Annotated in this window: 24 protein-coding genes and 1 riboswitch; of the genes, 12 read left to right on the top strand and 12 right to left on the bottom strand. The window is 71.2% G+C overall.

Annotated features, from left to right (window positions below):
- Positions 1 to 72: 72 nt before the first annotated feature.
- The gene (locus tag ACFYW8_RS05065) at positions 73 to 555 is read right to left on the bottom strand and encodes a VOC family protein (protein WP_389068001.1); all 483 of its coding nucleotides are present in this window, start codon (positions 553 to 555) and stop codon (positions 73 to 75) included.
- A gap of 493 nt (positions 556 to 1,048) precedes the next feature.
- Between ACFYW8_RS05065 and ACFYW8_RS05060 the strand changes: the two genes are divergently transcribed.
- Positions 1,049 to 1,699 carry an ATP-dependent Clp protease proteolytic subunit gene (locus ACFYW8_RS05060; protein ID WP_389067998.1) on the top strand — a complete coding sequence of 217 codons (651 nt, stop codon included), beginning with the start codon at positions 1,049 to 1,051 and terminating at the stop codon, positions 1,697 to 1,699.
- Position 1,700: 1 nt separating this feature from the next.
- Positions 1,701 to 2,303 (top strand): ATP-dependent Clp protease proteolytic subunit, encoded by a 603-nt coding sequence (locus ACFYW8_RS05055; protein ID WP_365876067.1) that lies wholly within the window; start codon positions 1,701 to 1,703, stop codon positions 2,301 to 2,303.
- 30 nt (positions 2,304 to 2,333) lie between these two features.
- On the opposite strand, the gene ACFYW8_RS05050 is transcribed toward ACFYW8_RS05055, so the two are convergent.
- Positions 2,334 to 2,822, bottom strand: a complete 489-nt coding sequence (locus tag ACFYW8_RS05050) for a helix-turn-helix domain-containing protein (RefSeq protein WP_389067994.1) — start codon at positions 2,820 to 2,822, stop codon at positions 2,334 to 2,336.
- Between the two features lie 4 nt (positions 2,823 to 2,826).
- Positions 2,827 to 4,245 (bottom strand): DUF6777 domain-containing protein, encoded by a 1,419-nt coding sequence (locus tag ACFYW8_RS05045; protein ID WP_389067993.1) that lies wholly within the window; start codon positions 4,243 to 4,245, stop codon positions 2,827 to 2,829.
- Between the two features lie 162 nt (positions 4,246 to 4,407).
- Here ACFYW8_RS05045 and ACFYW8_RS05040 point away from each other — a divergent pair, with 162 nt between their 5' ends.
- Positions 4,408 to 5,703, top strand: coding sequence for a streptophobe family protein (locus ACFYW8_RS05040; protein ID WP_389067990.1), 1,296 nt, complete (start codon positions 4,408 to 4,410; stop codon positions 5,701 to 5,703).
- Positions 5,704 to 5,806: 103 nt separating this feature from the next.
- Here ACFYW8_RS05040 and ACFYW8_RS05035 read toward each other — a convergent pair whose 3' ends face one another.
- The 4 genes from ACFYW8_RS05035 to ACFYW8_RS05020 all read right to left on the bottom strand — a co-directional run bounded on the left by ACFYW8_RS05035 (position 5,807) and on the right by ACFYW8_RS05020 (position 10,423).
- Positions 5,807 to 6,817, bottom strand: a complete 1,011-nt coding sequence (locus ACFYW8_RS05035) for a serine/threonine-protein kinase (RefSeq protein ID WP_389067987.1) — start codon at positions 6,815 to 6,817, stop codon at positions 5,807 to 5,809.
- A gap of 34 nt (positions 6,818 to 6,851) precedes the next feature.
- Positions 6,852 to 7,595, bottom strand: coding sequence for a hypothetical protein (locus ACFYW8_RS05030; RefSeq protein WP_389067984.1), 744 nt, complete (start codon positions 7,593 to 7,595; stop codon positions 6,852 to 6,854).
- A 6-nt stretch (positions 7,596 to 7,601) separates the two neighbouring features.
- Entirely contained in the window at positions 7,602 to 9,944 is a 2,343-nt protein-coding gene (locus ACFYW8_RS05025) for an FHA domain-containing protein (protein WP_389067981.1), read from the bottom strand.
- Between the two features lie 68 nt (positions 9,945 to 10,012).
- Entirely contained in the window at positions 10,013 to 10,423 is a 411-nt protein-coding gene (locus ACFYW8_RS05020) for a hypothetical protein (RefSeq protein WP_328557338.1), read from the bottom strand.
- A gap of 360 nt (positions 10,424 to 10,783) precedes the next feature.
- Between ACFYW8_RS05020 and ACFYW8_RS05015 the strand changes: the two genes are divergently transcribed.
- On the top strand, positions 10,784 to 11,161 hold the full coding sequence (locus ACFYW8_RS05015) for a nuclear transport factor 2 family protein (protein WP_365876052.1): 378 nt from the start codon (positions 10,784 to 10,786) through the stop codon (positions 11,159 to 11,161).
- Between the two features lie 86 nt (positions 11,162 to 11,247).
- A complete protein-coding gene (locus ACFYW8_RS05010) occupies positions 11,248 to 11,535 on the top strand; it encodes a DUF1905 domain-containing protein (protein ID WP_389067976.1) in 288 nt (95 codons plus the stop codon).
- A 229-nt stretch (positions 11,536 to 11,764) separates the two neighbouring features.
- On the opposite strand, the gene mgrA is transcribed toward ACFYW8_RS05010, so the two are convergent.
- Positions 11,765 to 12,757 (bottom strand): L-glyceraldehyde 3-phosphate reductase, encoded by a 993-nt coding sequence (gene mgrA, locus ACFYW8_RS05005; RefSeq protein ID WP_389067973.1) that lies wholly within the window; start codon positions 12,755 to 12,757, stop codon positions 11,765 to 11,767.
- A gap of 145 nt (positions 12,758 to 12,902) precedes the next feature.
- On the opposite strand from mgrA, the gene ACFYW8_RS05000 reads away from it, so the two are divergent.
- Positions 12,903 to 13,796: a LysR family transcriptional regulator gene (locus ACFYW8_RS05000; RefSeq protein ID WP_365876046.1), complete on the top strand. Its 894-nt coding sequence runs from the start codon at positions 12,903 to 12,905 to the stop codon at positions 13,794 to 13,796.
- Between the two features lie 141 nt (positions 13,797 to 13,937).
- Positions 13,938 to 14,447: a DinB family protein gene (locus ACFYW8_RS04995; protein WP_389067970.1), complete on the top strand. Its 510-nt coding sequence runs from the start codon at positions 13,938 to 13,940 to the stop codon at positions 14,445 to 14,447.
- A 27-nt stretch (positions 14,448 to 14,474) separates the two neighbouring features.
- Here ACFYW8_RS04995 and ACFYW8_RS04990 read toward each other — a convergent pair whose 3' ends face one another.
- On the bottom strand, positions 14,475 to 15,539 hold the full coding sequence (locus tag ACFYW8_RS04990; RefSeq protein WP_365876042.1) for an adenosine deaminase: 1,065 nt from the start codon (positions 15,537 to 15,539) through the stop codon (positions 14,475 to 14,477).
- An 80-nt stretch (positions 15,540 to 15,619) separates the two neighbouring features.
- Positions 15,620 to 16,012: a VOC family protein gene (locus tag ACFYW8_RS04985; protein WP_389067966.1), complete on the bottom strand. Its 393-nt coding sequence runs from the start codon at positions 16,010 to 16,012 to the stop codon at positions 15,620 to 15,622.
- Between the two features lie 468 nt (positions 16,013 to 16,480).
- Between ACFYW8_RS04985 and ACFYW8_RS04980 the strand changes: the two genes are divergently transcribed.
- From ACFYW8_RS04980 to ACFYW8_RS04970, 3 genes are all read left to right on the top strand, one after another.
- Complete coding sequence (locus ACFYW8_RS04980; protein ID WP_389067963.1) at positions 16,481 to 17,224, top strand: phosphatase PAP2 family protein; 744 nt, start codon at positions 16,481 to 16,483, stop codon at positions 17,222 to 17,224.
- On the top strand, positions 17,178 to 18,230 hold the full coding sequence (locus ACFYW8_RS04975) for a sodium-dependent transporter (RefSeq protein WP_389067961.1): 1,053 nt from the start codon (positions 17,178 to 17,180) through the stop codon (positions 18,228 to 18,230). Before ACFYW8_RS04980 ends, ACFYW8_RS04975 begins: the two co-directional genes overlap by 47 nt.
- A 494-nt stretch (positions 18,231 to 18,724) precedes the next feature.
- Positions 18,725 to 20,089 carry a glutamate decarboxylase gene (locus ACFYW8_RS04970; RefSeq protein ID WP_389067958.1) on the top strand — a complete coding sequence of 455 codons (1,365 nt, stop codon included), beginning with the start codon at positions 18,725 to 18,727 and terminating at the stop codon, positions 20,087 to 20,089.
- A gap of 463 nt (positions 20,090 to 20,552) precedes the next feature.
- Here the strand turns inward: ACFYW8_RS04970 and ACFYW8_RS04965 are convergent, their stop codons facing one another.
- Positions 20,553 to 21,920, bottom strand: coding sequence for a phospholipase (locus ACFYW8_RS04965; protein ID WP_389067955.1), 1,368 nt, complete (start codon positions 21,918 to 21,920; stop codon positions 20,553 to 20,555).
- A gap of 110 nt (positions 21,921 to 22,030) precedes the next feature.
- On the bottom strand, positions 22,031 to 22,864 hold the full coding sequence (locus ACFYW8_RS04960) for an alpha/beta fold hydrolase (RefSeq protein ID WP_389067952.1): 834 nt from the start codon (positions 22,862 to 22,864) through the stop codon (positions 22,031 to 22,033).
- 355 nt (positions 22,865 to 23,219) lie between these two features.
- A riboswitch (TPP riboswitch) is annotated at positions 23,220 to 23,314 on the top strand.
- On the opposite strand from ACFYW8_RS04960, the gene ACFYW8_RS04955 reads away from it, so the two are divergent.
- On the top strand, positions 23,306 to 24,706 hold the full coding sequence (locus ACFYW8_RS04955; RefSeq protein ID WP_389067949.1) for a purine-cytosine permease family protein: 1,401 nt from the start codon (positions 23,306 to 23,308) through the stop codon (positions 24,704 to 24,706). Its footprint overlaps the riboswitch before it by 9 nt.
- A gap of 67 nt (positions 24,707 to 24,773) precedes the next feature.
- The gene (thiD, locus tag ACFYW8_RS04950; protein ID WP_365876026.1) at positions 24,774 to 25,571 is read left to right on the top strand and encodes a bifunctional hydroxymethylpyrimidine kinase/phosphomethylpyrimidine kinase; all 798 of its coding nucleotides are present in this window, start codon (positions 24,774 to 24,776) and stop codon (positions 25,569 to 25,571) included.
- The last annotated feature ends 65 nt before the right edge of the window (positions 25,572 to 25,636 follow it).

Below are 25,636 nucleotides of genomic sequence, written 5' to 3'. Positions count from 1 at the left end.
ACTCGGCACCCGGTCTCCCGTCCAGGGCACCCGGCGTGCGTTACGCGCTGCCGCACGGTGCCGGCCGTTCGGCTACTCCCCCGCGAACACCTTCTCCAGGGCCGCGATGTCCAGCTTGGACATCTGGAGCATCGCCTGGAACGTGCGGGCCGCCTTCTCCTGGTCCGGGTCGCTGATCAGTTCGATGAGCCGAGTGGGGACGACCTGCCAGGAGAGTCCGTACTTGTCCTTGAGCCAGCCGCAGGGGGCCGCCGCGCCGCCGTCGTCGATGAACCTGTTCCAGTAGTGGTCCACCTCTTCCTGGTCGGCGCAGTCGATCTGGAAGGAGATCGCCTCGTCGAACGTGAACTGCGGGCCTCCGTTGAGCGCGACGAACTTCTGGCCGTTGGCCACGAACTCGGCGGCCAGCACGGAACCGGCGGGGCCGGGCCCGGCCTCGGTGTAGCGGCCGATCCTGCCGAGCCTGGAGTTCTTGAAGACCGAGACGTAGTAGTTGGCGGCCTCCTCGGCCTGACCGTCGAACCACAGACAGGTGGTGAAACCGTCGGCTGGCATGTGTACCTCCTCGGGCGCGGACATCGTCACTGCTATCGACTGATCCTCGTCCGAAAACTCATCTGCCGCGCGCGCACGAACTCACCTCACGACGGCCCGGTACAGCCCCCACTCCAGTCCCTGCGGAACAAGTCCAACGGGCCGGTAGCACCCGGTCGGCACGGCTGCCGGAGCCGCCGACCGCCGGGGAACTCGCCGCGCTGACCCCGGACGAACACGGGCGCACCCTCGACTCCTGGCGGCGGGGCCAGGAATGGAACCGCGAGGAAGCCGGCTGCGCCGCGATGCCGCGCTTCGACGGTGACACCCGCCGGTGTCCCGTCGGACATCGCACCGGCTTCTGCCCGCTCCGCCCACTCTGCCGGCAGCGAATCTGCCGCGGGCCGAGAAATCGCTTCCGGCACCGCCACCGGGCCGAGAGTGGAGTCGGCGGCGACGCCCGCCGGGTCACGACCAGCGAGTCACGACCAGCGAATTACGACCAGGAGGAACCATGACTCCCCTCATCACCGGCCGGGATGCCCGCGTACCGCGGGCCGAGGAGGGCGACACGCCCGCGACCCGCTTCGACGACCATCTGGCCGCGCAGTTGCTCGCCCAGCGGATCGTCCTCCTCGGCACCCAGGTCGACGAGGTCTCCGCGAACCGGGTGTGCGCCCAACTGCTCCTGCTGTCCGCCGAGGACGCGCGCACCGACATCAGCCTGTACATCAACAGTCCGGGCGGATCGGTGACCGCGGGCCTCGCCATCTACGACACCATGCGGCTGATCCCCAACGACGTCTCCACCCTCGCGATGGGATTCGCCGCGAGCATGGGGCAGTTCCTGCTCAGTGTGGGTTCGCGCGGCAAGCGCCTCGCGCTGCCGAACGCGCGGATCATGATGCACCAGCCCTCCGCGGGCATCGGCGGCAGCACCGCCGACATCGAGATCCAGGCGCAGAACCTCGAGTTCACCAAGCAGGCCATCGAACGGATCACCGCGGAACACACCGGCCAGAGCGAGGAGACGATCTCCAGGGACGGGGACCGCGACCGCTGGTTCACGGCCGAACAGGCCAAGGAATACGGCATGGTGGACCGGGTCGTGGAGTCGCTCGACGATGTCCGCCCGGCCGCGTCACGGCGACGGATGGGACTCTGACATGGGTACGTACACGATTCCGAACGTCGTCGAGCGGACTCCGCAGGGCGAGCGGTCGTACGACGTCTTCAGCCGGCTGCTCTCCGAGCGGATCATCTTTCTCGGGACGGAGATCGACGACGGCGTCGCCAACGTCGTCATCGCGCAGCTCCTCCACCTGGAGTCGTCGAGCCCGGAGAGCGAGATCGCGATCTACATCAACTCGCCCGGCGGCTCGTTCACTTCGCTGATGGCGATCTACGACACGATGACCTTCGTGCAGGCACCCATCTCGACGTTCTGCGTCGGGCAGGCCGCCTCCACGGCCGCGGTGCTGCTGGCCGGGGGCGATCCAGGACGGCGGTTCGTCCTGGAGCACGCGCGCGTGCTCCTCGGCCAGCCCGCGAGCGGCGGACGTCAGGGCACGGTGTCGGACCTCAGTCTCCAGGCCAAGGAGATGCTGCGGATCCGCTCGCAGGTCGAGGAGGTGCTGTCCCGGCACACCCACCACGACGTCACCACGCTGCGCGCGGACATGGACCGCGACAAGATCTTCACCGCGCGGGAGGCGGTGGAGTACGGGCTCGCGGACGAGATCCTGAGCCGACGGCTCGCCGTGCTCTGACCCCCGGGTCGCCCCGGGGGCCGGCCGGAGTCAGGCGGCGAGACACATGCCGTCGTACCGCGAGGCCGAGGTCGAGGCCGGGGTGGAGCGGCTCCGGTGCGACTCGGCCCGGGTGTGCCGGGTCAGCTCCCGCTGGGCCAGGAAGAGCAGTTCGGCGAGGCCGAGACCGAGGGCGCGCGCGGCGGCCGCGAGGACCTCGGAGGATGCCTCCTTGCGGCCGCGCTCCACCTCGGACAGGTAGGGCATGGAGATGCGGGCCGCGTCGGCCACGTCCTTGAGCGTGCGCTCCTGGGCCAGCCGCTCGCGCCGCAGGACGTCCCCGACCAGGTCGCGCCACAACGGCTCCTTGCCCGTGGGAGCGGGAGCCGCGGGGGCCGTCGGTCCCCGGTGCGGCGCGAGGACCGGTGGCCGCGGTGGCCGGGCCGGACCGTCGGCCACCGCCGGGGTCCGGGACGGCTCCCGTGCTGTCGCCGGGCGCAGGGGGATGACGCGGGCTTGGTTCGGCGCGTGGTTGCTCACCCCTTCAGCCTAGAAGCGCCGGGCCGTACGGGAAGGGAGCGGCGTTCCGCTCTCGGTGAATCGGCGGAACACCGTCAGCCTGTGCGGAGGAGGATTCGGCGGAGGAGGCCGCTGACTGCGTCGTCAGATCCGTGGACGCCGAACCGGACGCCGGAGCCGACTCCGTCGCCGGAGGCTCGCTCGACGGGGTCTCCGGTTGCGCCGAGGACGGCGAGGAGGACGACGGTGTGGAGGAGGACGAGGACGGTGACGAGCTCTCGGACGACGGCGTGGCCGAGGTCGAGGGGCACGGACTTCCGGATTCCGGCTTCTTGTCGCCGGGCGAGGAGCACGGCGAAGCGGAGCCCGAGACGCTGACCGACGGGGAGGGGTTCACCGGCGGGTGCGTCTTCTTGTCCTTGTGCACGTTGTCACCCCGGTGCCGGGCGATCCACTCGTTGTTGTCCGGGTCGAAGATGACGAACACGTTGATGATCGTCGTCGAGGGCGCGACGACCACGACGTTCTGCGAGCGGTACGACGGCCACGAGTCGCCCGTCGGCTTGGGCGTGCCGTTCTGCGGGACCGGCGTGAGCAGCGGGTTGCCGCACGCGCAGCGCACCCGGGGCACACCGCGGGCGTCCACCAGGACGGCGGTGCCGGCCTGGAGGACCGCCTGGTAGCTGGTGGGGGCGCCGTTGCGGTAGCCGTGGTTGGTGACGCGGGTGTCCATGCGCAGTTGTACGGGGGTCAGGGAGCGCAGATACGCGGGGACCGCGTCCGGCTGGATGCCCTCCACCGAGGCGAACGCCTTGTTCTTCGCCGGCTCCGCCTGGAGCGCGCTGATCTGCTGTCCCACATCGCAGCTGGCGACGTCGCGGGTGCCGCCGTAGAGGCCGGGCGCGTTGCCGCTCACGGCGCGGGTGGCGTTGGCCGGCGCCGACTGGGCCGGCGTCGCGGGGGTCTGCGGCACGGTGGAACTGTCGTTGGCGGTCGACTCGGTGAACGGGTCGGGCCCCGTCTTGTCCGCCGACTGCAGGAAGACCTCGCTGTTCGCGTTCTTGGTCCCACCTCCGCTGTTGGTGAAGACAAGACCCAGGATCACGGCCGCCGCCACGACGCCCGTGATCAGCGCGACCCGCGGCGCAGACCTCCACCAGGGCCGCTCGGGTCCGCCGCCCGGTCGGCCCGGCCCGGCGGCTCCACCGCCGGGCCCGGAGGGGCCACCCGCACCACCGCCCGCCGCACCACCGCCCGCCGCACCACCGCCGCCCGTACCGCCGCCTCCGGCGCCACCGGCTCCGCCTCCGGCGCCGGACGCGCCGCTGGGCGGTCCGGCGGGCGGGCGGCTGACGGGCTGGGTCGGGCTCGGCTGCGAGGGGCCCGACAGCGGGCCCGAAGGCGGTCCGGTGGGGCGGCCGGAGGACGGCGGTTCGACGCTCACGAGCTCTTCTTCCCGATGGAGGGATGCTGCGGCGCATGGGTGCTTTGATCCGCTTTATTCCGCAACGAAGCCATTGTGTGCCCCGGTCCGCCGGTGCCCGCAAGCCGACGCGGTCGGCCCTCCCGAGGGGCGGTCGGTGACGGCGCTGCTTAGCGTGGCAGCGTGAGTCCCCAGACACCGTCCGCCCAGCCGGCCGACATCAGCGGTGCGCGAACGTCCGCCCGCCACGGCTGGATCCAGGCCCTGGTGGCGGTACTGGCCGGGCTGGTGGTCATGGGGGTGGTCGCCGCGCTCGGTCTGTGGGCGTCCGGCGCCACAGACCTTCCCGACAACGCCTATCCGCGGGTGGTCGCGGCCACCGTCGTCACGGCGGTCGGCGGCACCATCGAGTTCACCGGCGACGCGGGGGCCATCGCCGAGACCAAGGCGGGCCTGACGGTGATTCCGCTGTCGGTGACCCTGGCCGGAGCGCTGATGCTCGGGGCGGGATTCCTGCGGCCTCTGCGGCACCGCGCCGTCGCCGGGGCGACGGAACTGGCCGGCTGGGCCGGACGGCTCGTCGTCCTGTGGCTGCTCGTCCTGATCGGGCTGGCGCTCGCGGCCCGCCAGAACTTCACCGTCGACCTCGGGAACGGCACCATCGGCGCCATCGGCGACCTGTTCGGCGCAACGCCCGAGGTGGGATTCAAGGCCGCCGTGGCACAGACACTCGTCTTCGGAGTGCTGTGGCTCGCGGGTGTGTTCGTGATCGCCCTGCTGGTCTCGCGGGGCGCGCCGCTTCCCGCACGCTTGCTGCGCTTCCAGGAATCGGTGCGCCCGGCCGCGTACGCCATGGTGGTCCTGCTGCTCACCTGCGTCGGCCTCGGCGTGATCATCGGACTGGTGGTGGCGGCGACCCGCGGGCATGCGGCCGAGACGTTCGCCGTGATGCTCCTCGGTCTCCCGAACGTCGTCTGGCTCGCTTTCACCATCGGGCTGGGCGCCACCTGGAACGGCCGGGTGGACGGGCCGTTCGGGCTGCCCATGCCGCATCTGCTCGACGAGGTGCTGCGCACTCCGGACATCTCCGCGGTCAATCTCGGCACGCTCGCCGACCACGACGGCAGGATCTGGTGGCTGGTGGTCGCCGACGCCGTTCTGCTGCTCGGGGCGGCGTTCCTGATGGCGGCCCGTTCACCGGCCCGGGTGCGCGCCTGGCAGCACGCCGTGCACATGGCGGTCGCGCTGGCGCTGACCGTGCTCATGATCTGTCTGCTCGGCCGGATCTCGGCGCACTACGGCCTGTCGATCCTCGGTCTCGGCGACATCGGCGGCGGTCTGAAGGGGGAGCTCTTCCTGAAGCCCCAGGTGTGGGGCGCCCTCGGCTTCGCCGTGCTGTGGGGGCTGGTCGCCGGTTTCCTGGGCGCGCTGCTCGCGAAGGGCGTCCGGCGCAGGGGTGAGGTCAAGTCCTCCGGCTGAGACCGGCCGCGTGCGGAGCGCCACGGTGGGAGACAGCCCGACGCACCGGGCCCGGCGGACACGGTGCGTGTCCGCCGGCGTCGACGGACATGGTGCGCTCGCGTCAGTGCCGGAACACCGGCCGGGCCCAGGCGGGCGGCTCCGGAGGCGGTCCGGGGGGACCCGGTCCGGGGGGACCCGGTGCGAGCTCGTCGTCCGTCCGCGACCCGCCGCCGCCCGTCACCGGACCGCGTGCGGCGATCCGCAGCGCGCCGACGAAGGCCAGGCACGAGTCGTAGCGGTCGTCGGGGCTCTTGGACAGCGCCTTCGCGAGGACGGCGTCGACCGCGTCCGGGATGTCGGGGCGCTTGGCCGTCAGGGCCGGTGGCTGGTCGTACTGGTGGGCCCACAGCAGCGCCATGTCGTCGTCGCGCTGGAAGGGCGGCTTGCCGGCCATCGTCTCGTAGACGACACAGGCCAGGCTGTAGACGTCGCAGCGGCCGTCGACCGGTTTGCCGGAGATCTGCTCCGGCGCCACGTAGTCCAGGGTGCCGACGAACTGTCCGACGCTGGTGAACCCGGTCAGCGACAGGGACTTCTTGGTCAGTCCGAAGTCCGTGAGATAGACGTGTTCGGGATGGTCGCTGTCGGTGCCCTGGGCGACCAGGATGTTGCCGGGTTTCACGTCCCGGTGCACCAGGCCGTGGTCATGTGCCGCGTCGAGCGCCGAGGCGACCTGGAGGGCGATCCGGGTGGCCGCCGTGACCTGCAACGGCCCCTCGCGGTCGAGGAGATGACGAAGGTCGCGCCCGGCGACATAGCGCATGGCGATGTACAGGACACCGTCCGTCTCGCCCGCCTCGAAGACGGGCACGATGTGCGGGTGGTCGATCGCGGCGGCCACCCGCGACTCGTGGGTGAAGCGGCCGCGGAAGGTGTCGTTGCGGGCGAGTTCCGGGGCGAGCAGCTTGAGGGCGACCGTGCGGTCCAGGCGCAGGTCCTTGGCCTGGTAGACGACGGCCATCCCGCCGCGCCCGATCTCCCGCTCGATCCGGTAGCCGGCGATCTGCCGTCCGATGAGATCGGAGGGTCGCCCCGAGAACACGCTCATGTCGTGCCGGGGGTCCTCGCCCATCAGCCGTCACCCCGGTCGCGCCCGGCGCGGCCCATCAGTCCTCGCCCCGGTCGTCACCGTCGAAGGTGACCAGGCGGGTGGGTTCGTGTCCGCCGGGAGGTCCGCCGGGAGGTGCGCCGGGAGCGGCTTCCCGCACGATCCGCGTCGGGTCCGCCGCGTGCTCGTGCGCCTTCCCCGGCCCCGGCGCCGGCTCCCTGTCCCGGTCACGATCCCTGTCCCGGTCACGCCGCGGGCCCCGGTCCCGCTCCGGTTCCTGTTCCTGGGGCTGCCCCGCCGTCCGGGGTCGCGCGGTCCCGGGGGTGCGCTCGGCGGCGAAGGTGCTCAGCCGCGTCCCGTCGCAGTACACCCAGCGCTCGTGCTCGCCGTCGTACAGCCACAGCGACTCGCCGTCGACGACCACCCCGATCCGGTTGCCCTGTGTCCGGACCCGGAAGGTCTCGGCCTCCAGCTGCCCGGACGCCAGTTCCTCGGTGGCCTTCCTGTACTCGGAGAGTGCCTCCTCGACACGGGCCAGCAGCGGGCGCGGATCGGCCGTGCGGGCGAGTGGTCGCGTCGCCGCGGGCGGTACCTGCGGTACGGCGATCAGCAGGCGCCCGTCGACCCAGGCCGACCAGCCGTTCACGCAGACGACCCGCCCCCAGTCCCCGAGCCGGTCGACGAGCTCGACCGGCAGCAGCGCGTCGAGGGGGGCGGTGGGCCGGGACGGGTCCGGCGACTCCCAGGCGGGCAGCCCGTCCTGGGGAACGACATGTGTCGGGCGGAAGTCGGGGCTCGTCATCGGCTCCTACTTCCGCATGACCGCGGGCTCGTGCCGCCGCAGCAGCCGGGCCACCAGCCAGCCGAAGACGACGGAGAGCACGATCAGCATCCCCATGTTGAGGAGCCAGACGCCGGTCGAGTGCCGGAACAGCGGGTCACCGGTCAGCTCGCCGGGGAGGATCCGGGCGAGGCCGATGGTCCCGGCCATCGCGCCCAGGGCCCACCGCGAGGGCACCAGCCAGGACAGCTGCTCGATGCCGGGCACGCCGTGCAGCTTCAGCAGGGCGCCGCAGAACACCACCTGAACGATCGCCAGCAGCACCAGCAGCGGCATCGTCACCTCCTCCTTGCGCACCAGGGCGGAGACGAGGAGGCCGAGCATCATCGCCGTGAAGGCGAGCAGGGCCACCGCGAGCGTGATCTCCAAGAGCGGTGGCATCAGGACGCCTTTGCCGCCGGGTGCGTTGAGATCGACGCCGAACAGGGCCACGAGGGTGAGCACGACGGCCTGGAGCACGGTGATGGCGCCGAGGACGACGACCTTGGACATCAGGTACGCCGATCTGGACAGACCCACGGCCCGTTCTCGCTGGTAGATCGTCCGTTCCTTGACGAGTTCCCGCACCGCGTTGGCCGCTCCGGTCAGCACACCGCCGACGCACAGGATGAGCAGCGCGTTCATCGCCGTGTCCCGGGTCAGCTTGCCTCCGGCCAGCGCCCGCGCCATCGCGCCCATCACGAACGGCAGGGCGATCATGATCGCGAGGAAGGTCCGGTCCGCGCCCAGCGCGGCGGCGTAGCGGCGGACCAGGGTGCGCAGCTGGGAGCCCCAGCTCTGGGCCTTGGGCGGCGGTCCGACGAGCGCCCCGGTGGCCGCGTCCGGCATCCTCGGCTGTGCGGTGGACTTGTCGATGTACTGGCGATGAAACGGCGAGTCCCGGTACTCCTCCGCCCACTCTCGGTCCGTGTCCCGCTCGAAGGCTTCGAACGCCTCGGGCCACTGCCGGTAGCCGAAGAAGGCCAGGGTGTCGTCCGGCGGCCCGTAGTAGGCGACCTTGCCGCCGGGCGCGAGGACCAGGAGCCGGTCGCAGACGTCCAGGCTGAGCACGCTGTGGGTGACCACGATGACGGTACGGCCGTCGTCGGCGAGGCCGCGCAGCATGTGCATCACCGAGCGGTCCATGCCGGGGTCGAGACCGGAGGTCGGTTCGTCGAGGAAGAGCAGCGACGGCTTGGTCAGCAGTTCCAGGGCCACGCTGACGCGCTTGCGCTGCCCGCCCGACAGGCTGTGGATGGGCTGGTCCGCGCGCTGTTCCAGGCCCAGCTCGCCGATCACCTCGTCGACCCGCGCCAGGCGCTCCTCCTTGGCCGTGTCCTGCGGAAAACGCAGTTCGGCGGCGTAGGTGAGCGCGCGGCGGACGGTCAACTGGGCGTGCAGGATGTCGTCCTGCGGGACGAGGCCGATGCGCTGGCGCAGCTCCGCGTAGTCGCGGTAGAGGTCACGGCCGTCGTAGAGCACCGTGCCGTGGTCGGCGGGCCGCTGTCCGGTGAGCGCGTTCAGGAGCGTGGACTTGCCGGCGCCGCTCGGGCCGACGACGGCGAGCAGACATTTCTCGCCGACGGGAAACGACACCCGGTCCAGAAGCGTCTTGCGGCCCTTGTCCACCTCGACGGTGAGGTCCTGCACGTCGAGGGAGACCTCGCCGCTGTCGACGTACTCCTGCAACTGGTCGCCGACGAGGCAGAACGCGGAGTGCCCGATGCCGACGATGTCACCGGGTGTGACCGGGGCGCTCTCGACCGGCTGGCCGTTGAGGAACGTGCCGTTGTGGCTGCCGAGGTCGACGATCTCGTACGTCCCGTCGGGCCGGGCCCGCAGTTCGGCGTGGTTCCGGGAGACGATCAGGTCGTCGATGACCAGGTCGTTGTCGGCGCCGCGGCCGATGCGGACGGTGCGGGAGGGCAGCGGCCGTACCGTGGTGGGCGCTCTGAAGGTGCCGGTGGCGGCCGGCACGGAGACGGCCGAGGGGCGCTCCGCGGCAGGTGGCGGACGGCGGACGAGGACGGCGCGCGGGCCGTCGGCGGGACTGCCGAAGCGGATGACGCTGCCGGGTCCGACGCCCCACTCGTGGACGCGCCGGCCGTCGGCGTACGTGCCGTTCGTACTGTTCTCGTCCTCCAGCGTCCAGTGATCGGCGTGGGGCCGCAGCACCGCGTGGTGCCACGAGACCCGGACGTCGTCGATCACGACCTCGCACAGGGGATCGCGCCCGACGTGGTAGTCGTGGTGCGGACTCATCACCGTCGAGCCCGTCTCGGTTTCGAGGACGAGCTCGGGTGCAGTCGCCGCGATCTGCCTCTCTGCCATGCCAGAATTCTAACGATTCGCCCACATATGCGCCTGGTCGGCGTTCGCCGGCCGGAGCGCGAGAACGGTCAGGCCGCGGAGATGCCGAGCACGGCGGCGGTGCGGTGCATGCGCAGCGCGTCCACCGATTCCGCGAGGAGTTCGTATTCGGTGGTGTCGTCGTTGGTGGACACGCGCACGAGTTTTCCCGCGGCCAACTCCTCGGCGACCAACTCCTGTTGCTCGGAGTCACCGCACCAGGCGCGCAACATCGTGGGTACGTCGGGGACGCTCTCCCCCACCGGCGCGATCGAGTTGGGCGGAAAGGTGGGGTCCTCCGGCTGCGGATCGAGCCGTTCGGCCATCCAGGCCGCTCGGTCCCGCATCCACCACAGGGCCAGGGCGAGGGTCGGCGCGCGATAGGTGCCCAAGGGAACGCCGACCCGCTGACCGCCGCAGATGCCGTACGCGGTGACATGGCACAGGAATTCGTCGTGCACGATCTTCCCCCATTGGCGTCGCTCGTCGCCGGTCCGGCCTCACTTTCCCTGCGGCTCATATGCAGTGCACCGTGCTGGTGCACGGGCTTGGCTGAATTGCCCTACTGATTGAGTATCGTCACTACTGACACACTGTCACCATGTGATTCCAGCCAGTCTCTTGGCATAGTCACCGCCGGGTTTGGCCGAAACGGCCCCGCCCGTGTCCCGGGCCTGCCGGGCCCGCGGCGTTACCCCGCAGGTAATCGACGCTTCGGGGAGCGCCCGCCAGGGTGGTCGTATCGCATCCCGGAGCGGCAGGACCGGCTCCGGACAAGGACCTTGACCGTGAATACGTTCCCTGATGGAGGCTGGTTCATCATGTCCGCGAACACCGACCGCTACGAGACCGCCGTCACCCGCTACTTCGAGGCCTGGAACGCGGGCGGGCTGGACACCCTGCCGAAAGCGGTGGCCGCCGCCTGGACCGCGGACGGCACCTACACCGACCCGCTCGCCGACGCCCGCGGGCACGAGCGGATCGCCGCCGTGATCACAGCCGCGCACGAGCGGTTCCCCGGCTTCGCCTTCCGCCTGCTGGGCGCGGTGGACGGGCACCACGACACGGCCCGCTTCGGCTGGGAGCTGGTCGACGGGACGGACGGCTCGGCGCCCGTCGCCGGATTCGACGTGATCGTCCTGGACGGCGCGGGCAGGATCCGGAGCGTGCAGGGATTCCTGGACCGCGTTCCGGCCTGAGCCGGGAGAACCCCGGGCGCTCGCGATGAGTTTTCCGCCTTCCGGTGGTCTCTTGAAGGGGACGACCACCGGACCGGGAGGACCACATGAGCACGATGGGCAAACTCGACGCGGAATTCACCGCGGTGCTGCGCAAGAGCCCCGAGACAGGCGGCTGGACGTACGTGGTCTGGCCCGAGTCCGCCGCCTTCTTCGGGACCCGGGGGCTGGTCAAGGTCAGCGGCACGATCGACGGCCGCCCCTTCCGCAGCTCGTTCATGGCCCTCGGCGACGGCACCCACAAACTGCCGGTCAAGGCCGACGTGCGCAAGGCGATAGGGAAGGAGGAGGGCGACACCGTGACCGTACGCCTGGAGGAACGGATCACCACGTAGGGGCCGCTTCCGGCAGCGACGCCCCCGACCACGACCGCGCACACGGCCGTGCGGTCGCCGCGCCACAGGTCCGCGCCGGTGACTGGCGGGGCCGGTGACCACCGGGGGCGCGCCGACGGCCGTCGCCCACGAGCGCCCTGACGCGGACGGGTACCGCGTCAGAGACCCCGCGACCCCGCGACCCCGTTGAACGTCCGACGGCCCCGCCGGCCGCCGGCCGCCGGGAACCCTACGCCTTGACGACCGCGTCGATCCGGGCGAGCTCGTCCTCGGTGAACTCCAGGTCGCCGATGGCCGCGACGCTGTCCTCCAACTGCCGCGGGCTGCTCGCGCCGATCAGCGCGGAGGTGACCCGGCCGCCGCGCAGCACCCAGGCCAGCGCCAGCTGGGCCAGCGACTGGCCACGGGACTCGGCGATCTCGTCGAGGGTCCGCAGTCGGCCCACGAGGTCCTCGGTGACCTTGTCCGCGCTCAGGAACGGGCTGTCGCTCGCGGCCCGCGAGTCCTCGGGGATGCCGTCGAGGTAGCGGCCGGTGAGCAGGCCCTGCTCCAGCGGCGAGTACGCGATGGAACCGACCTGGAGCTCGTCGAGCGTGTCCAGCAGGCCCTCGTCCTCGGGACGGCGGTCGAGCATCGAGTAGCGCGGCTGGTGGATGAGCAGCGGGGTGCCCAGCTCGGCCAGGATCCGCGCGGCTTCGCGGGTCTGCTCCGCCGAGTAGTTCGAGACGCCGACGTACAGCGCCTTGCCCTGCTGGACCGCCGAGTGCAGGGCGCCCATCGTCTCCTCCAGGGGAGTCTCCGGGTCGGGGCGGTGCGAGTAGAAGATGTCGACGTAGTCGAGGCCCATCCGGCCGAGGCTCTGGTCGAGCGAGGACAGCAGGTACTTGCGCGAGCCCCATTCGCCGTAGGGGCCCGGCCACATCAGGTATCCGGCCTTGGTGGAGACGATCAGCTCGTCGCGGTGGTGCGCGAAGTCGGCCTTCAGCGCGTCGCCGAGGGCGGACTCGGCGGCGCCGGGCGGCGGGCCGTAGTTGTTCGCCAGGTCGAAGTGCGTGACACCGAGGTCGAAGGCGCGGCGCAGAATCGCGCGCTGTATGTCCACGGGCCGGTCGGGGCCGAAGTTGTGCCACAGACCGAGCGACAGCGCGGGGAGCTTCAGGCCGCTGCGTCCGGTGCGCCGGTAGGGCATGTCCGCGTAACGGTCGGGGTGCGGGGTGTACAACGCGTACTCCTGGGAGGCCGGGGAATCAGGCTTCCACTCTCGCGCGCCCCGTGGGCGGCGGTCCAACGGAAGGATCGGATGGCATTGAGCGATCGGGCTTCTCAATGGGTGCGGGGTCCGCGTCCCGGCGTCTACGCTTCCCGTCATGGAACTGCGCCACCTTCAGCACTTCGTCGCCGTCGCCGAGGACCGGCATTTCACCCGGGCGGCGGAGCGGCTGATGGTGTCGCAGTCGGGCCTGTCGTCGTCGATCCGCGCGCTGGAGCGGGAGCTTCAGGCGCCGCTGTTCGTCCGGACGACCCGCCGGGTCACGCTCACGGAGGCCGGTCGCGCCCTGCTCGTCGAGGCGGAACGGATCCTCGCCCAGGTGCGTTCGGCGCACGACGCCGTGGCCGCGGTGCAGGGCGTGCTCCGCGGCACTCTGTCCCTCGGCACCGAACAGTGCATCGCGGGTGTGCACTGCGCGAAGCTGCTCGCCGCGTTCCGGCGGCGTCATCCGGACGTGGAGATCCGGCTGCGGCAGGCGGGATCCGAAGCCCTGGCGGAGGAGGTCGCGGCGGGCCGTCTCGACCTGGCCTTCGCCGTGCGGACCCGGGCCGACTCCGAGCACCTGAGGTCGGTCCCGCTGACCCGTGAGCCTATGACCGTGCTCTGCCACCCCGATCACCGTCTCGCGACCGCGGCCGTGGTGACGCCCGAGGAACTGGGCGAGGAGGCCTTCGTCGACTTCCACCCCGACTGGGGTCCGCGCCGCACCACCGACACGGCGTTCGCGGCGGCGGGCGTGCAGCGGACGGTGACCCTGGAGGTCAACGACGTGCACAGCCTTCTGGAGCTCGTCCACGAAGGCCTCGGAATCGCCGTCGTACCACGTCACTTCGGCCTCAAGCGCGAGGCCCGCGCCCTCACCTCGCTCCCCTTCAAGGGGCCCGTCGAAGGATCGTACGAGACGGTCGCCATGCTCCCGCCGACGGAGGCGACGAGCCCGGCCGCACGCGCCCTGATGCTGCTTCTCGACACCTCCGGGGAAGGCGACTGAGCCCACCGGGCCCACCGGACCCACCGGGCCGGCCGCCGCGGACGTCCGCCTGCGGGAGCGACAGGTGTCGTGGACGCGTCAGTGGGCCCAACACCCGGAGTTCCGGACGCAGCGACGGGCTCGATGCGCGATGGTGGATCCATGCTCGCAAAGGACATCCTCATCGACGGATTCGGCCGCATCCGGGAAGAAGTCCGTGCCGCCGTCGACGGCCTCCCGCCGGACGACCTCAACGCCCGCCCCAGCGAGACCGCCAACTCGATCTCCTGGCTGGTCTGGCATCTGACCCGCGTCCAGGACGACCATGTCGCCGACGCCGCCGGGACCGATCAGGTCTGGCTCAACGACGACTGGGCCAAGCGCTTCGGGCTGGACCTGCCGCTCCGCGACACCGGGTACGGCCACACGTCGGCGAAGGTCGCCCGGGTACGCGTGGAGTCGGGTGACCTGTTGCTCGGCTACTACGACGCCGTTCACGAGCGGACCCTCGCGTTCGTCCGCGGGCTGACCGCCCAGGACTTCGAGCGGATCGTGGACGAACGCTGGGACCCGCCGGTCACCCTGGGCGTACGCCTGGTCAGCGTCCTGTCCGACGATCTCCAGCACGTCGGACAGGCCGCCTACGTACGCGGACTCGTTCAACGGGCGTAGCCACGAAGCACGTGTCCTCGGACCGGTTCAGCAGGCGTAGCCGGGAAGCACGACGTCCTCGATGAGAGCCTTGCGCTCGTCGAAGGGGATGAACGCGCTCTTGACCGCGTTCACCGTGACGGTCCGCAGATCCTCGATGCCCCAGCCCGCCTCCTCGACGAGCAGCGACATCTCCCGGGTCATCGTCGTACCCGACACCAGACGGTTGTCGGTGTTGAGGGTGACCCGGAAGCCCAGGTCGCGCAGGGCGGTGATGGGGTGCTCGGCGATGGAGGTCGCCGCGCCGGTCTGGAGGTTGGAGGTCGGGCACATCTCCAGGGCGATACGGCGGTCGCGGACCCAGCCGGCGAGGCGGCCGAGCTTGCCGTCCACGATGTCCTCCGTGATGCGGACGCCGTGGCCGATGCGCTGGGCGCCGCAGACCTGGAGGGCCTGGTGGATGCTCGGCAGACCGTGCGCCTCACCGGCGTGGATGGTGAACGGGACGCTCTCGCCCCGCAGGTGCTCGAACGCGGCGAGGTGGTCGGCGGGCGGGAAGCCGTCCTCGGCGCCCGCGATGTCGAAGCCGACGACTCCGGCGTCCCGGAACGCCACCGCGAGGTCGGCGATCTCCCGGGTCCGGTCGAACATCCGCATGCCGCACAGCAGGGTGCCGACGCGCACCGGGGTGCCCGCGGCGGCCGCCTTGGCCATGCCGGCCGCGAGGCCCTCCTGCACGGCCTCGACGACCTCGGGCAGGGCCAGCCCGCCGTTCACCATCAGCTCGGGCGCGTACCGCACCTCGCCGTAGACGACACCGTCCTCGGCGAGGTCGAGGACGTACTCCTCGGCCGTGCGCAGCAGGCCCTCACGGGACTGCATCACGGCGAGGGTGTGCTCGAAGGTGGCTATGTAGCGCACCAGGTCACCGGAGTTGGCGGCCTCGTAGTACCAGTCGGCGAGCGCCTGCGGGTCGGTGGTGGGCAGGGTGTGGCCGACCGTCTCCGCGAGCTCGACCAGGGTGGCCGGGCGCAGACCGCCGTCGAGGTGGTCGTGCAGGACCGCCTTGGGCAGGCGGCGGATCGTGTCGATGTCGATGCGGGGCGCGGTCATGTGCGGTGTTCCTCGGCTGGTCGGTTTCGGGTCGGGAAAGTACTGAAGATGCGAAAGGAGCGGGGTACGGCGGGGCCCGGTCAGCCGGCGGGCTGGAGGAGGTCCCAGCGGTTGCCGTACAGATCCTGGAAGACGACGACCGAGCCGTACGGCTCGTGCCGCGGCTCCTCCAGGAAGGTCACGCCCGCGGCGCGCATCCGGGCGTGGTCGCGGGCGAAGTCGTCGGTGTGCAGGAAGAAGCCGACGCGTCCGCCGGTCTGGTCGCCGACCCGGCCGCGCTGTGCCTCGTCCTTGGCCCGGGCCAGCAGCAGTCCGCTCCCGCCGCCTTCGGCACCCGGCTCGACCACGACCCAGCGGGAGCCGTCGGGCCTCGGGGTGTCCTCGACGAGGCGGAAGCCGAGGGCTTCGGTGTAGTGGCGGACGGCCTCGTCGTAGTCGTCGACGACGAGGGTGACCAGGGCGATGCGTCTCATCGGACCTCTCCAGGGTTATACGTAACACGCAGGGTACGTCATCCCGTCGAGCGGCCCAGCGGCGATCTCCGCCCAGGAGTACGGCGGGGTCCCCCGCCGGGGAGTGCGGCGGCGTTCCCGCCCGGGAGTACCGCGGCGTTCCCCGGCAGCCGCCCACAGCGGTGATTCCCGTCGGGCGGCACGACAGCGATCTCCGTCGGACACCATGGCGGCGATCCTCGCCGCGGCACGACGGCGGGATCCGACGACACGACAGCGGGACCCGCCGGCCGCAGGACGGCGATCTTCTTCGGGCGATACGGGAACGATCCCGGCCCCCGATCGTCTACAGTTGTGTAGACGTTTACAGCAGCGCAGTCGGCGCGGGCGAGGTGTCCTGCCGCCTGCCCGCCTGCCACCGAAAGGGGCCACACCCATGTCCGCCGCCCCGGGCGCCGCGCGCGAGGCCGATGCCTCTCGGACTCGGCCGTGAAGCGCGACGACACCGGCGAGATCGCCGGTTCGACGGCGGTGGGAAGCCTGGTCGCGTTCGTACTGCTGACGCTGATCGTGACCGGCCACGACGGTGCCCCCTTGCTCGGCGACCAGGCGATCACCTCCTGGTCGCTCGCGCACCGCCCGGACGTGGCGCTCGCCCTGGCCCGCGGCGTGACGTACACAGGCACGGGAGTCGTCGCGTACGCGCTGGTCGTCGTGGCCGGCCTCCTCCTCGGACGGACCGCCCGGCAGCGCGTCGGCACCGTCGCCGCCTGCGTGGCCTGTCTGGCCGCCGCGCAGGCCGTGCGCTTCACCGTGATGTCGCTGGTCGCCCGCCCCCGGCCCCCCATGGCCGACTGGGCCACCCACGCCTCGGGCTGGTCCTTCCCCTCCGGTCACACCACCACGTCCGCCGTCACCGGCGGACTGCTCATCCTCGCGGTCCTCGCCCGCGCCCCGCTGTGCAAGAAGACCCTCGTCGCGCTCATCGGCAGCTGGGCCGTGCTGGTCGGCCTCTCCCGCGTCTACCTGGGCGTGCACTGGTTCTCCGACGTCGTCGGCGGCTGGCTGTTCGCCATCTGCTGGCTCAGCCTGCTCCTCTACGTCCTCACGCGGTTCCTCCCCCGTGCCCGCTCCGCGATATCGGCGCCCCGTCTCCGCCCAGGCCCCACGACGGAAGAGCGCCACGATGCACCCCACGACCAGCGCGACGTCCCCCCTCGATCTGCTCCGTAGTCATCTCGGCTGGGCGGTGGGCATCGTCTATCTGGCCGCCGCGACAGCGCCCGCCCCGGGTCTGTGGCTACGCCGCACTCACTGGCTCGCCCCGGCCGGAATGCTCCAGTTCCCTTTCAGAACCGCACCGTTCCTGTTGTCCCTCGTTCTGTTCACTGCCGGCCTGCAAGTGCCGCTGAGTGAACTGCGCGCGCTCATGGCCCGTCCCACCGCGCTGCTGACCGGCCTCGCTCTGCATCTCGTCGCCCCCCTCGTGATCATCCCGGGGGTCGCGTTCGCACTGCGGCAGTCCCCCGACAGCGACGGGGGCAGCGGGCTGATCACGGCGATGATCCTGATCGTGGCCATGCCGGTGGCGGCGGGGGCAACGGTGTGGACCGGCAAGGGGGAGGGCTGCCAGCCGACGGCGGTGGGCCTCGTCCTGGCGTCCACGATCGTCAGTCCGCTCACCGTCCCGGTGACTCTGGCGACCCTGTGCCCACTGCTGCAGGGCGAGTACGCGGGCTCGCTGGCGGACGCAGCCCGGACCGCGGGCAGCGGTTTCGCCCTCACGGGGGTACTGCTGCCGTGCGGCGCCGGAATCCTGTGCCGACTGGCACTGCCCGGCCGCCCGACGGCCCTCCTGCTCGGTGCGGCGGCTCCCGCGGCGATACTCGCCTCGCTGCTCCTGACCTACGTCAACGCGAGCGGAGCCCTCGGCCCCTTCCTCGCCCACCCCGAGCCGGTCCTGTTCACCGCCGCGGTGGCCGTCGCCGCCACCGTCTGCGGGCTGTCGTTCGCCCTGGGCCTGGTCACCACCCGCGCCCTGCGCCTCGACGCGCCCGCGGGCGCGTCGGTCACCCTGGCCTGCGGCATGAACAACAGCAGCGCGAGCGCCGTCCTGATCACGACGACGCTGCCCGACCGCCCGCACGTATTGCTGCCGGTATTGGCCTACAGCCTGCTGCAGAAGGTGGCCGCCGGGCGGGTCGTACGAGCCGGGACCCGACGTCGTGTCCGCGCCTGAGCGGCGCACCGGACCCCGGTCGTCGGGCGGAGCGGGTCCGGACTTCCCGCAGGTCGGCAGCAGATCTTAAACCCCCAGGGAAGCTGCTCGCCGTCCCCGGGCACTGGGACGCCGGGCCACCGTTCCGCAGTCCCCCAGCCGGGATCCAGCGGTGCAGTACCGCGACCGCGGCAAGCCGATCCGGCCGATACCGCCGCTCCCGAGCGGGGAAGGAATGCGGGTTCGTACCGCAACCCCAGCGACCGACCCCGCCCGGCACCGTCCCTTGAAGGCTTCGTGGCGGACGGTACGGCTGTCGCCGACCGATCCGGCCGGAGCTGCGGATCGGACCCTCGTCGCCCCGGCCTTCGACCGGAGGACGAGGGGGCTCTTGCCACCACGTCCAGGTCGGCTCGCGGTGGCTCGCGCCTCAACCGAGCCCGCAATGTGTTCACGGCGCACGGGTGCGGCGTGTCCGTCGTCGAGGCAGGCTCCGGCGCTGTTTGAATCGCCGTATGACTAAGCGCGACGACGCGGCTCTGTTCGGTAACCGGTTCCTGACCGCGCCCGCCCCCTCGACGACATTTCCCGAGGAGGGCATGGCCGCGACAGACGCAATGAGGCTGCTGGACGCGGACCTCGCCATGGAGGGTGACCCGCAGCGCAACCTCGCCACGTTCGTCACCACCTGGATGGAACCGGAAGCTCAGCGGATCATCGCCGAGAACCTCCACCGCAACTTCATCGACCACGCGGAATATCCCATCTCCGCCGAGATCGAGCAGCGTTGCGTGCGCATGCTCGCCGATCTCTTCCACGCACCGGGCGGCACGACCGGATGCCGGACCCAGGGCTCGTCCGAGGCGATCATGCTCGGCGCGCTGTCGCTGAAGTGGAAGTGGCGGGAGCGCCGTCAGGCGGCCAACCTGTCGGTCGACCGGCCCAACCTGGTCTTCGGCGGGGACGTCCACGTCGTGTGGGAGAAGTTCTGCCGCTACTTCGACGTCGAGCCGCGGATCGTGCCGCTCGCCGAGGACAAGTACACGATCGGCCCGGAGGACGTGGAGCCCCACCTCGACGAGAACACGATCGGCGTCGTCGCGGTCCTCGGCACCACGTTCACCGGCCACAAGGACGACGTCGTCGGGATCGACAAGCTCCTGCGCGACATCCGTGAGAAGCGGGACCTCGACATCCCTATTCACGTCGACGGCGCCAGCGGCGCGTTCGTGTGGCCCTTCCTCTACCCGGACTCGAAATGGGACTTCCGGCTGGAGCAGGTGCGTTCGATCAACGTATCGGGACACAAGTACGGCCTGGTGTACCCCGGCATCGGCTGGCTGGTCTTCCGCGAAGAGTCAGACCTGGCCAAACACCTCGTGTTCCACGAGAACTACCTGGGCAAGACCGACGCGACGTTCACGCTGAACTTCTCCACCGGCGCGTCGATGGTGCTCGCGCAGTACTACAACTTCGTCCGGCTCGGCCGCCAAGGCTACACCTACGTCATGAAGATGATGCAGGAGAACGCCCAGGCGCTCGCGGAGAACCTGCGCAGCGGCGGTCGTTTCGAGGTGATCGGCGGCAACCTCGAGCAACTGCCGCTGGTCGCTTTCCGCCTCGCCGGCCGGCACGCCTACGACGAGTCCGACGTCGCCTGGCAGCTCTCGGCCGAGCGCGGCTGGATGGTGCCGGCGTACACGCTCCCGCCCAACGCGGAACGGGTGAAGATTCTGCGCGCCCTGGTCAAGGAGACCCTGAGCCGCGAGCAGATCGACCGCCTGAGCCAGGACATCGCCGACGCGTGTCGCACTCTGGACAACAAGGGTGCGACCCATGGCATCGAGCGGGCCCAGGTCAAGCGCGGCACCGGCTACTGAGGCGACGCCGCCACCCGCGCGAGCATCACCGTCGACAGCCGTCACAGGCCGACCGGCCCGCCCACAAGGCCCCGCTCCAGGCCCTGGCACAGGCCGTGTGCCAGGCCGCGTGTCTGGCCGCGTGTCTGGCCGCGTGTCTGGCCGCGTGTCTGGGTACATCTCCACCTGAATGGGCCGAGATGCGTGCAGGCGGCAGGGAAGGCCCCATCCCCCGGCAGGCATGGGGGTGGAACCGGGCGTCGAGGCCGGGCAAGGCGCGGTCCGTGAGAGAGACCGGTCCGCGCGTGCGAAGCAGCCTACGGGGAAGTCACTGTTGACGTGACGACCGTCCCGACCCATCTGTCGCACTCGGTACCCACCACGACGCGCCATGGATCGGGGTCCGGCTCGTCGGTTCCGCGAGTCTCGCGTCGGCGGCTCCCCCCGGGTGGGGCGCCCTCCGAGACTCGCGGTCGCGGGCGGCCTACGGGTAGACGTACGTGTTCAGCGTGTTCACCGCTGAGGCTGGATCGCCCAGGTCGTAGCGGTCCACGGCGAGGTAGTTGGGCTTCTTGCGGGCGGCCGGCCGGCAGAAGCGGCGGGCCCGGTCGGCGAGCTTGGTGTTGTCCGTGCCCGCGGTTCCGGCGATGGTGGCGTCGCGGAAGTGGTTCATGACGAACAGCGGGCGGAAACCCGGCTCGGTGCGGGTGAGCGGTACGTTCGTGCCCGCGTCGTACCAGCGGCTGTAGCAGGACCAGTCGGAGGAGCCGAGGCCCGAGCCCATGGACCAGTAGTTCTCGACGGTCCACTCACGCTGGTACATGACGCCGAAGCTGTCGCGCGTGAGCCCCGCGGACTCGTCGGCGGAACGGCTGTGGTCGGTGAAGATGAGCAGGCGGTGGCCGGCGGCGGTCAGCTCGGCGAGCTTCGGCCAGCCCTTGTCACGCACGCCGGTCAGGTCCGGACGGTAGAGGACGTCGGACAGACCGTTCACCCGGGCGAGTTCGGCGCGCAGGACGCCCGGGTCGACGTAGTCCTCCATGAACACGGTGACGAACTGGTCGGGGTGCTGCTTGAGGAAGTCGACCATGCGCTGGAGGTCGACCCAGAGCGCGACCGGCTTGCTGACGAGGGTGCAGCTGTCGTGGCAGAGGATGGCGCCGTCGGGGGTCTGGTGCAGGTCGAGCATGAACCCGCGGACGCCGTCGGTAAGTTGCCGGCTGATACCGCGGGTCTGATTGGGCACCAGGTTGACGAAGGGCGGGGCGAATCCGCCGTCCACGCCGTTGGCGTAGGCATTGTGGGCGGTGAGGAACGTGACCTGGTCCAGGGTGCGTTGGTCCTGCGGCGGCATGGGGCGGGTCGCGGGCTCGACCGGGGTGAGATACCAGGACGCGAGTCCTCCCGGCGGGCCGATCACCAGCTGGGCCGGGTAGTTGGCGCCGTTGGACCTGTCGGCGAGTGTCAAGTACCGGTCCGTTCCCGGGGCCTTGAGCGTGTACTGGTCGGCGCCGTTCGGGGCGACCTCCCACGAGGCGTCGGCGCTCGTACAGGCGACCGTCCGGGCCTGGTCGCCCGAGCGGCCCAGACAACTGCCCGCGGTGTCGGCGCTTTCGAGCACCGAAGAGGAGCCGTTCCGGCGCAGAGTCCACTGCTGGTGGTCCTCGTTGCCCCTGGGATTGTGCTGGACGACCGCGCCCGCGCTGTCGGCGGCGTTCAGTCCCGTGGTGGCGCTCTGGACGTAGTAGGCGCCCCCGACGGGGATCTCGGCGGCGCCGGCCGGAGCGGGAACGGCGAAAACGGTGCTCAGTACGGCGGTGGCGGCGAGCAGGGAGCGTCGGCTCGGTCTCATGGCACGTGATCCCTTCCTATGGGGACCATGAGCATGCCATGTTGCGGGGAGTCATCAGAGGCTCAGGCCAACGCGGTTTCGGCGCGCGGCCGTTCATCCTCGGGGCGAGGTCAGGCGGTGCCGTACGCGGTACCGGGGTGCTCGATCCGCGTGGCGAACGCGGCGATGTCGGCGACCACGCGTTCGGGCTGTTCCCAGTGGACGACATGGCCGGCGCCCTCGTAGGCGACGAAGGCCGCGCCGTGGACGGCGTCCAGGATGGTCTGCTGGTCCTCACGGGGCAGGAACTCGTCCTGTTCGCCCCAGATGACGAGGGTGGGCACCAGGATGCCCGCGAGGGTGCCACCGAGGTCGGCGTCGAGGAGACCGCGCGCGGTCTCCTTCCAGACGTACGCGGGGAGTTTGAGGTTCTCCTCCACCATCGTCTCGATGAAGCCCCGGGCGATCGGGCGGGTCGCCGTGCCCGCCAGGAAGTCCTCGACGAACGCGCGGGGCACGGGGTCGGAGAGATCTTCCAGGGACTTCCCCAGCGCGGCCGCCGCCGGCTTGTCCGCGAGGGTGCCGGGGACGCCGAGCAGAACCAGACCCGCGATGCGGTCGGGGTGACTGCCCGCGACGATCCGGGCCGGTACGCCGCCGCTGGACGCCCCGACCAGGATGGCGCGGGGGATGTCGACCGCGTCCAGGAAGGACACCAGGTCGGCGGCGAAGTCGTCGGGATCGTAGCCCTCCGCGGGCCGGTCGGCATCGCCGTGTCCGCGCTGCGTGGGCGCATAGCCGTGCAGGGACGCCGGCAGGCGCCTGAGAAGGGGCTCGAAGGACCACCAGGAGTCGGCCAGACCGTGCACGAGGACGACCGGTGTACCACTGGGGTAGCCGGCTTCGGCGTACGGGAGGGTGGGCCCTTCCCGCAGTTGCGCGGACTTCAGGGAGATCACGGTCACGGCACTCTGCCTCCTTCCGCCCGGCCACCGGGGTCCGGGAACCCTGGAACGGAGAGCGAGCGGCGATCACTTCCGACAGTACCGAGGGGCGACGCGCGGCGCCCCGCGAAAGGCCCGGTCGGGGCGCTCGGACGAAGCCGACTGTGCCGGCGGGCACTGGCCCGGGTGGGTGACTCCAGCACCGCGGACGGCCATCTCGGCCGTGCGCAGGGGCCGCCCTGCACAGGAGCCGCCCTACGCAGGGACCGCCGAGCACGACAGCCGTCGTGCTCGGGAGCCGTCCTGCTCGGGAGCCGTCGCGCACGGGAGCCGTCGTACCCACGACCTGGGGGATGGGGTTAATGTGTCCGTCGTAGTACCGGACACGGGGTGCCCCGTCCGAGGGCTGAGATCACACCCGTCGAACCTGAACCAGTTCGTACTGGCGGAGGGATGTCTTCCATGCCATTGGCGCATGTTTCCGACGGGCTGCCCGTCGACGGCCGGCCCGCCGTCTTCGACGGACGGATGCCCGCCGCTCCCGGCGACCTGCGGGTGGAGGGACACGGCATCGAGCCGGTCCCCGAGAACAACCGGTACGGCGGGGCCGGGCGCCTGTTCACGGTGTGGTTCGCTCCGAACCTGACGATGACGGGCGTGTTCACCGGCACCATCGGTATCGCGCTCGGTCTGGACTTCGCCACCGCGCTGGCGGCTGTCGTCCTCGGGACCGTGCTCGGCGCGCTGCCCACCGCCTACCTCAGCACCTGGGGCGGCCTCACCGGCACTGGCCAACTACCGCTCGCACGGCTCGCGTTCGGCCGCGCCGTGGTGCTGCCGGGGATGCTCCAGTGGCTGTCCTCGGTCGCCTGGGACGCGCTGATCGGCCTGTTCGGCGGGGACGCGCTGGCGCGGCTGTGCGGCTGGCCGTTCTGGCTCGGCGTGCTCGTGATGATGCTTGCCCAGGGGGCGCTCGGCGTCCTCGGCTACGAGGCCATCCACCGCCTGCAGATCGTGATGACGTTCGCGCTAGCCATCGCCTTCGCGGTGATCGCCTGGCGCATGCTCGACGGCGTCCACCCGGCCGCGACAGGGACGGCGACCGGCGCCGATCGCGCGGGCGCGTTCGTGCTCACCAGCACCATCGCGCTCAGCCTCTCGCTGTCCTGGGCGCCGTACGCCGGTGACTTCAGCCGCTATCTGCCGCGTACGACGTCCCGACCGCGGATGTTCTGGTGCACCCTGCTCGGCCTCGTCGCGTCCTTCGTCGCCGTGCAGGTCCTCGGGCTGTGGGGCGCGTCGGTGCTGACCGACCAGACGGCGGCGGGCGTGGACGCGCTGCTGGGCGGCGGGGCCGCGGGCGCGTTCGGGTTGCTGGCCGTGGCACTGGCGGCGGTGTGCAGCAACGCGATGAACGACTACAGCGGTTCACTCGCCCTGCAGACCCTGGGCGTGCGGATACCGCGCCCGGTGGCCGCCGCCCTGGCCGCCGGGCTCGGTTTCCCGCTGGTGCTGTGGATGCACGCCGCCGACACCACGGCCCGCTTCCAGAACGTGCTGCTGTTCGTGGGGTATTGGATCCCCGGGTTCGTCGCGATCGTCGTCGTCGACTGGATCGCCCGCGGGCGGGAGCGTGGGGGCGTCCCGTTCGACGTCGCCGCCGAGATCTCCCTTCCGCGCCCGGTATGGCCGTCACTGGTTGCCTTCGTCGCGGCGTTCGGCGCGGCCGTGCCGTTCATGGACACCGGCCTGTACGTCGGTCCGGTGGCCGAGGCGCTGCACGGCGCGGACCTCTCCTACTACGTGGCGTTCCTCGTCGCCCTCGCCCTCTACGCCCCGCTCCGGCTGCGCCGCCGCGCCTGAGGGCCCTTCGTCGCTCCGCCGGTCGAGGGCCCCACGCCCGAAGCCGTATCCGAGAGGAACAACTCCTGTGACCACGCCGCCCCGCGTCCTGACGATCGCCGGATCCGACTCCGGCGGTGGCGCCGGGATCCAGGCCGACCTGAAGACGATGCTCGCGCTGGGCGCCCACGGCATGAGCGTGCTCACCGCGGTGACCGCGCAGAACTCCGTCGGTGTGCAGGGTGCTTGGGAGCTGTCCGAGGAGGCTGTGCGCGCCCAGTACCGCAGCGTGGTCGACGACATCGGCGTACAGGCCGTGAAGACCGGGATGCTCTCGTCGCCCGGCCTGGTCACGACTGTCGCCGAGTTGCTGTCCGACGTGGGCGCCCCCGTCGTCGTGGACCCGGTGAGCGTCTCGAAGCACGGGGACCGGCTGTTGGCCGACGACGCGCTGGACGCCGTACGGACCCGGTTGCTGCCGCGGGCGACGGTGGCCACCCCGAACCTCGACGAGGTCGCGCAGCTCACCGGGGTGAAGGTGAAGGACGAGGAGGGCATGCGCGGGGCCGCCGACCGGCTGCTCGCGTTCGGTCCCCGTTGGGTGCTGGTGAAGGGGGGCCATCTGCCGGGTCAGGCCGTCGATCTGCTCACCGACGGAACGGCGGAGCACTGGTTGCGCGCGCCGCGGCACGACAACCGGCACACGCACGGCACCGGTTGCACGCTCGCCTCGGCGATCGCGGTGGGCCTGGCCGAGGGCCTTTCGGTACCGGAGGGGGTACGGCGGGCCAAGGCGTACGTGACCGCCGCGATAGAGGCCGGTTTCGCGCTCGGCGCCGGCATCGGGCCGGTGGACCACGGGTGGCGACAGCGCCGGAACGGCTGACCGCCGGACCGCCGGCCGGGGTTCCGGGGTTCCGGGGTTCCGGAATGCCGAAGTCCCGGAACCGC

It is taken from the genome of Streptomyces sp. NPDC002742 (assembly GCF_042888885.1).
Taxonomy (GTDB): domain Bacteria; phylum Actinomycetota; class Actinomycetes; order Streptomycetales; family Streptomycetaceae; genus Streptomyces.
Note: the sequence above shows the minus strand (reverse complement) of the source record. Positions and strands in the feature narration are given on the sequence as shown.

Bases quoted from the DNA above. Each gene is read 5' to 3' on its own strand.
- ACFYW8_RS04995 (WP_389067970.1), top strand. From the start codon at position 13,938: ATGCTCGCAAAGGACATCCTCATCGACGGATTCGGCCGCATCCGGGAA.
- ACFYW8_RS05010 (WP_389067976.1), top strand. From the start codon at position 11,248: ATGAGCACGATGGGCAAACTCGACGCGGAATTCACCGCGGTGCTGCGC.
- ACFYW8_RS05055 (WP_365876067.1), top strand. From the start codon at position 1,701: ATGGGTACGTACACGATTCCGAACGTCGTCGAGCGGACTCCGCAGGGC.
- ACFYW8_RS05065 (WP_389068001.1), bottom strand. From the start codon at position 555: ATGCCAGCCGACGGTTTCACCACCTGTCTGTGGTTCGACGGTCAGGCC.
- ACFYW8_RS05025 (WP_389067981.1), bottom strand. From the start codon at position 9,944: ATGGCAGAGAGGCAGATCGCGGCGACTGCACCCGAGCTCGTCCTCGAA.
- ACFYW8_RS05000 (WP_365876046.1), top strand. From the start codon at position 12,903: ATGGAACTGCGCCACCTTCAGCACTTCGTCGCCGTCGCCGAGGACCGG.
- ACFYW8_RS04955 (WP_389067949.1), top strand. From the start codon at position 23,306: ATGCCATTGGCGCATGTTTCCGACGGGCTGCCCGTCGACGGCCGGCCC.
- ACFYW8_RS04965 (WP_389067955.1), bottom strand. From the start codon at position 21,920: ATGAGACCGAGCCGACGCTCCCTGCTCGCCGCCACCGCCGTACTGAGC.
- ACFYW8_RS04975 (WP_389067961.1), top strand. From the start codon at position 17,178: ATGCACCCCACGACCAGCGCGACGTCCCCCCTCGATCTGCTCCGTAGT.
- ACFYW8_RS05060 (WP_389067998.1), top strand. From the start codon at position 1,049: ATGACTCCCCTCATCACCGGCCGGGATGCCCGCGTACCGCGGGCCGAG.
- ACFYW8_RS04990 (WP_365876042.1), bottom strand. From the start codon at position 15,539: ATGACCGCGCCCCGCATCGACATCGACACGATCCGCCGCCTGCCCAAG.
- ACFYW8_RS05035 (WP_389067987.1), bottom strand. From the start codon at position 6,817: ATGGGCGAGGACCCCCGGCACGACATGAGCGTGTTCTCGGGGCGACCC.
- ACFYW8_RS05030 (WP_389067984.1), bottom strand. From the start codon at position 7,595: ATGACGAGCCCCGACTTCCGCCCGACACATGTCGTTCCCCAGGACGGG.
- ACFYW8_RS04985 (WP_389067966.1), bottom strand. From the start codon at position 16,012: ATGAGACGCATCGCCCTGGTCACCCTCGTCGTCGACGACTACGACGAG.
- ACFYW8_RS05015 (WP_365876052.1), top strand. From the start codon at position 10,784: ATGTCCGCGAACACCGACCGCTACGAGACCGCCGTCACCCGCTACTTC.
- ACFYW8_RS04970 (WP_389067958.1), top strand. From the start codon at position 18,725: ATGACTAAGCGCGACGACGCGGCTCTGTTCGGTAACCGGTTCCTGACC.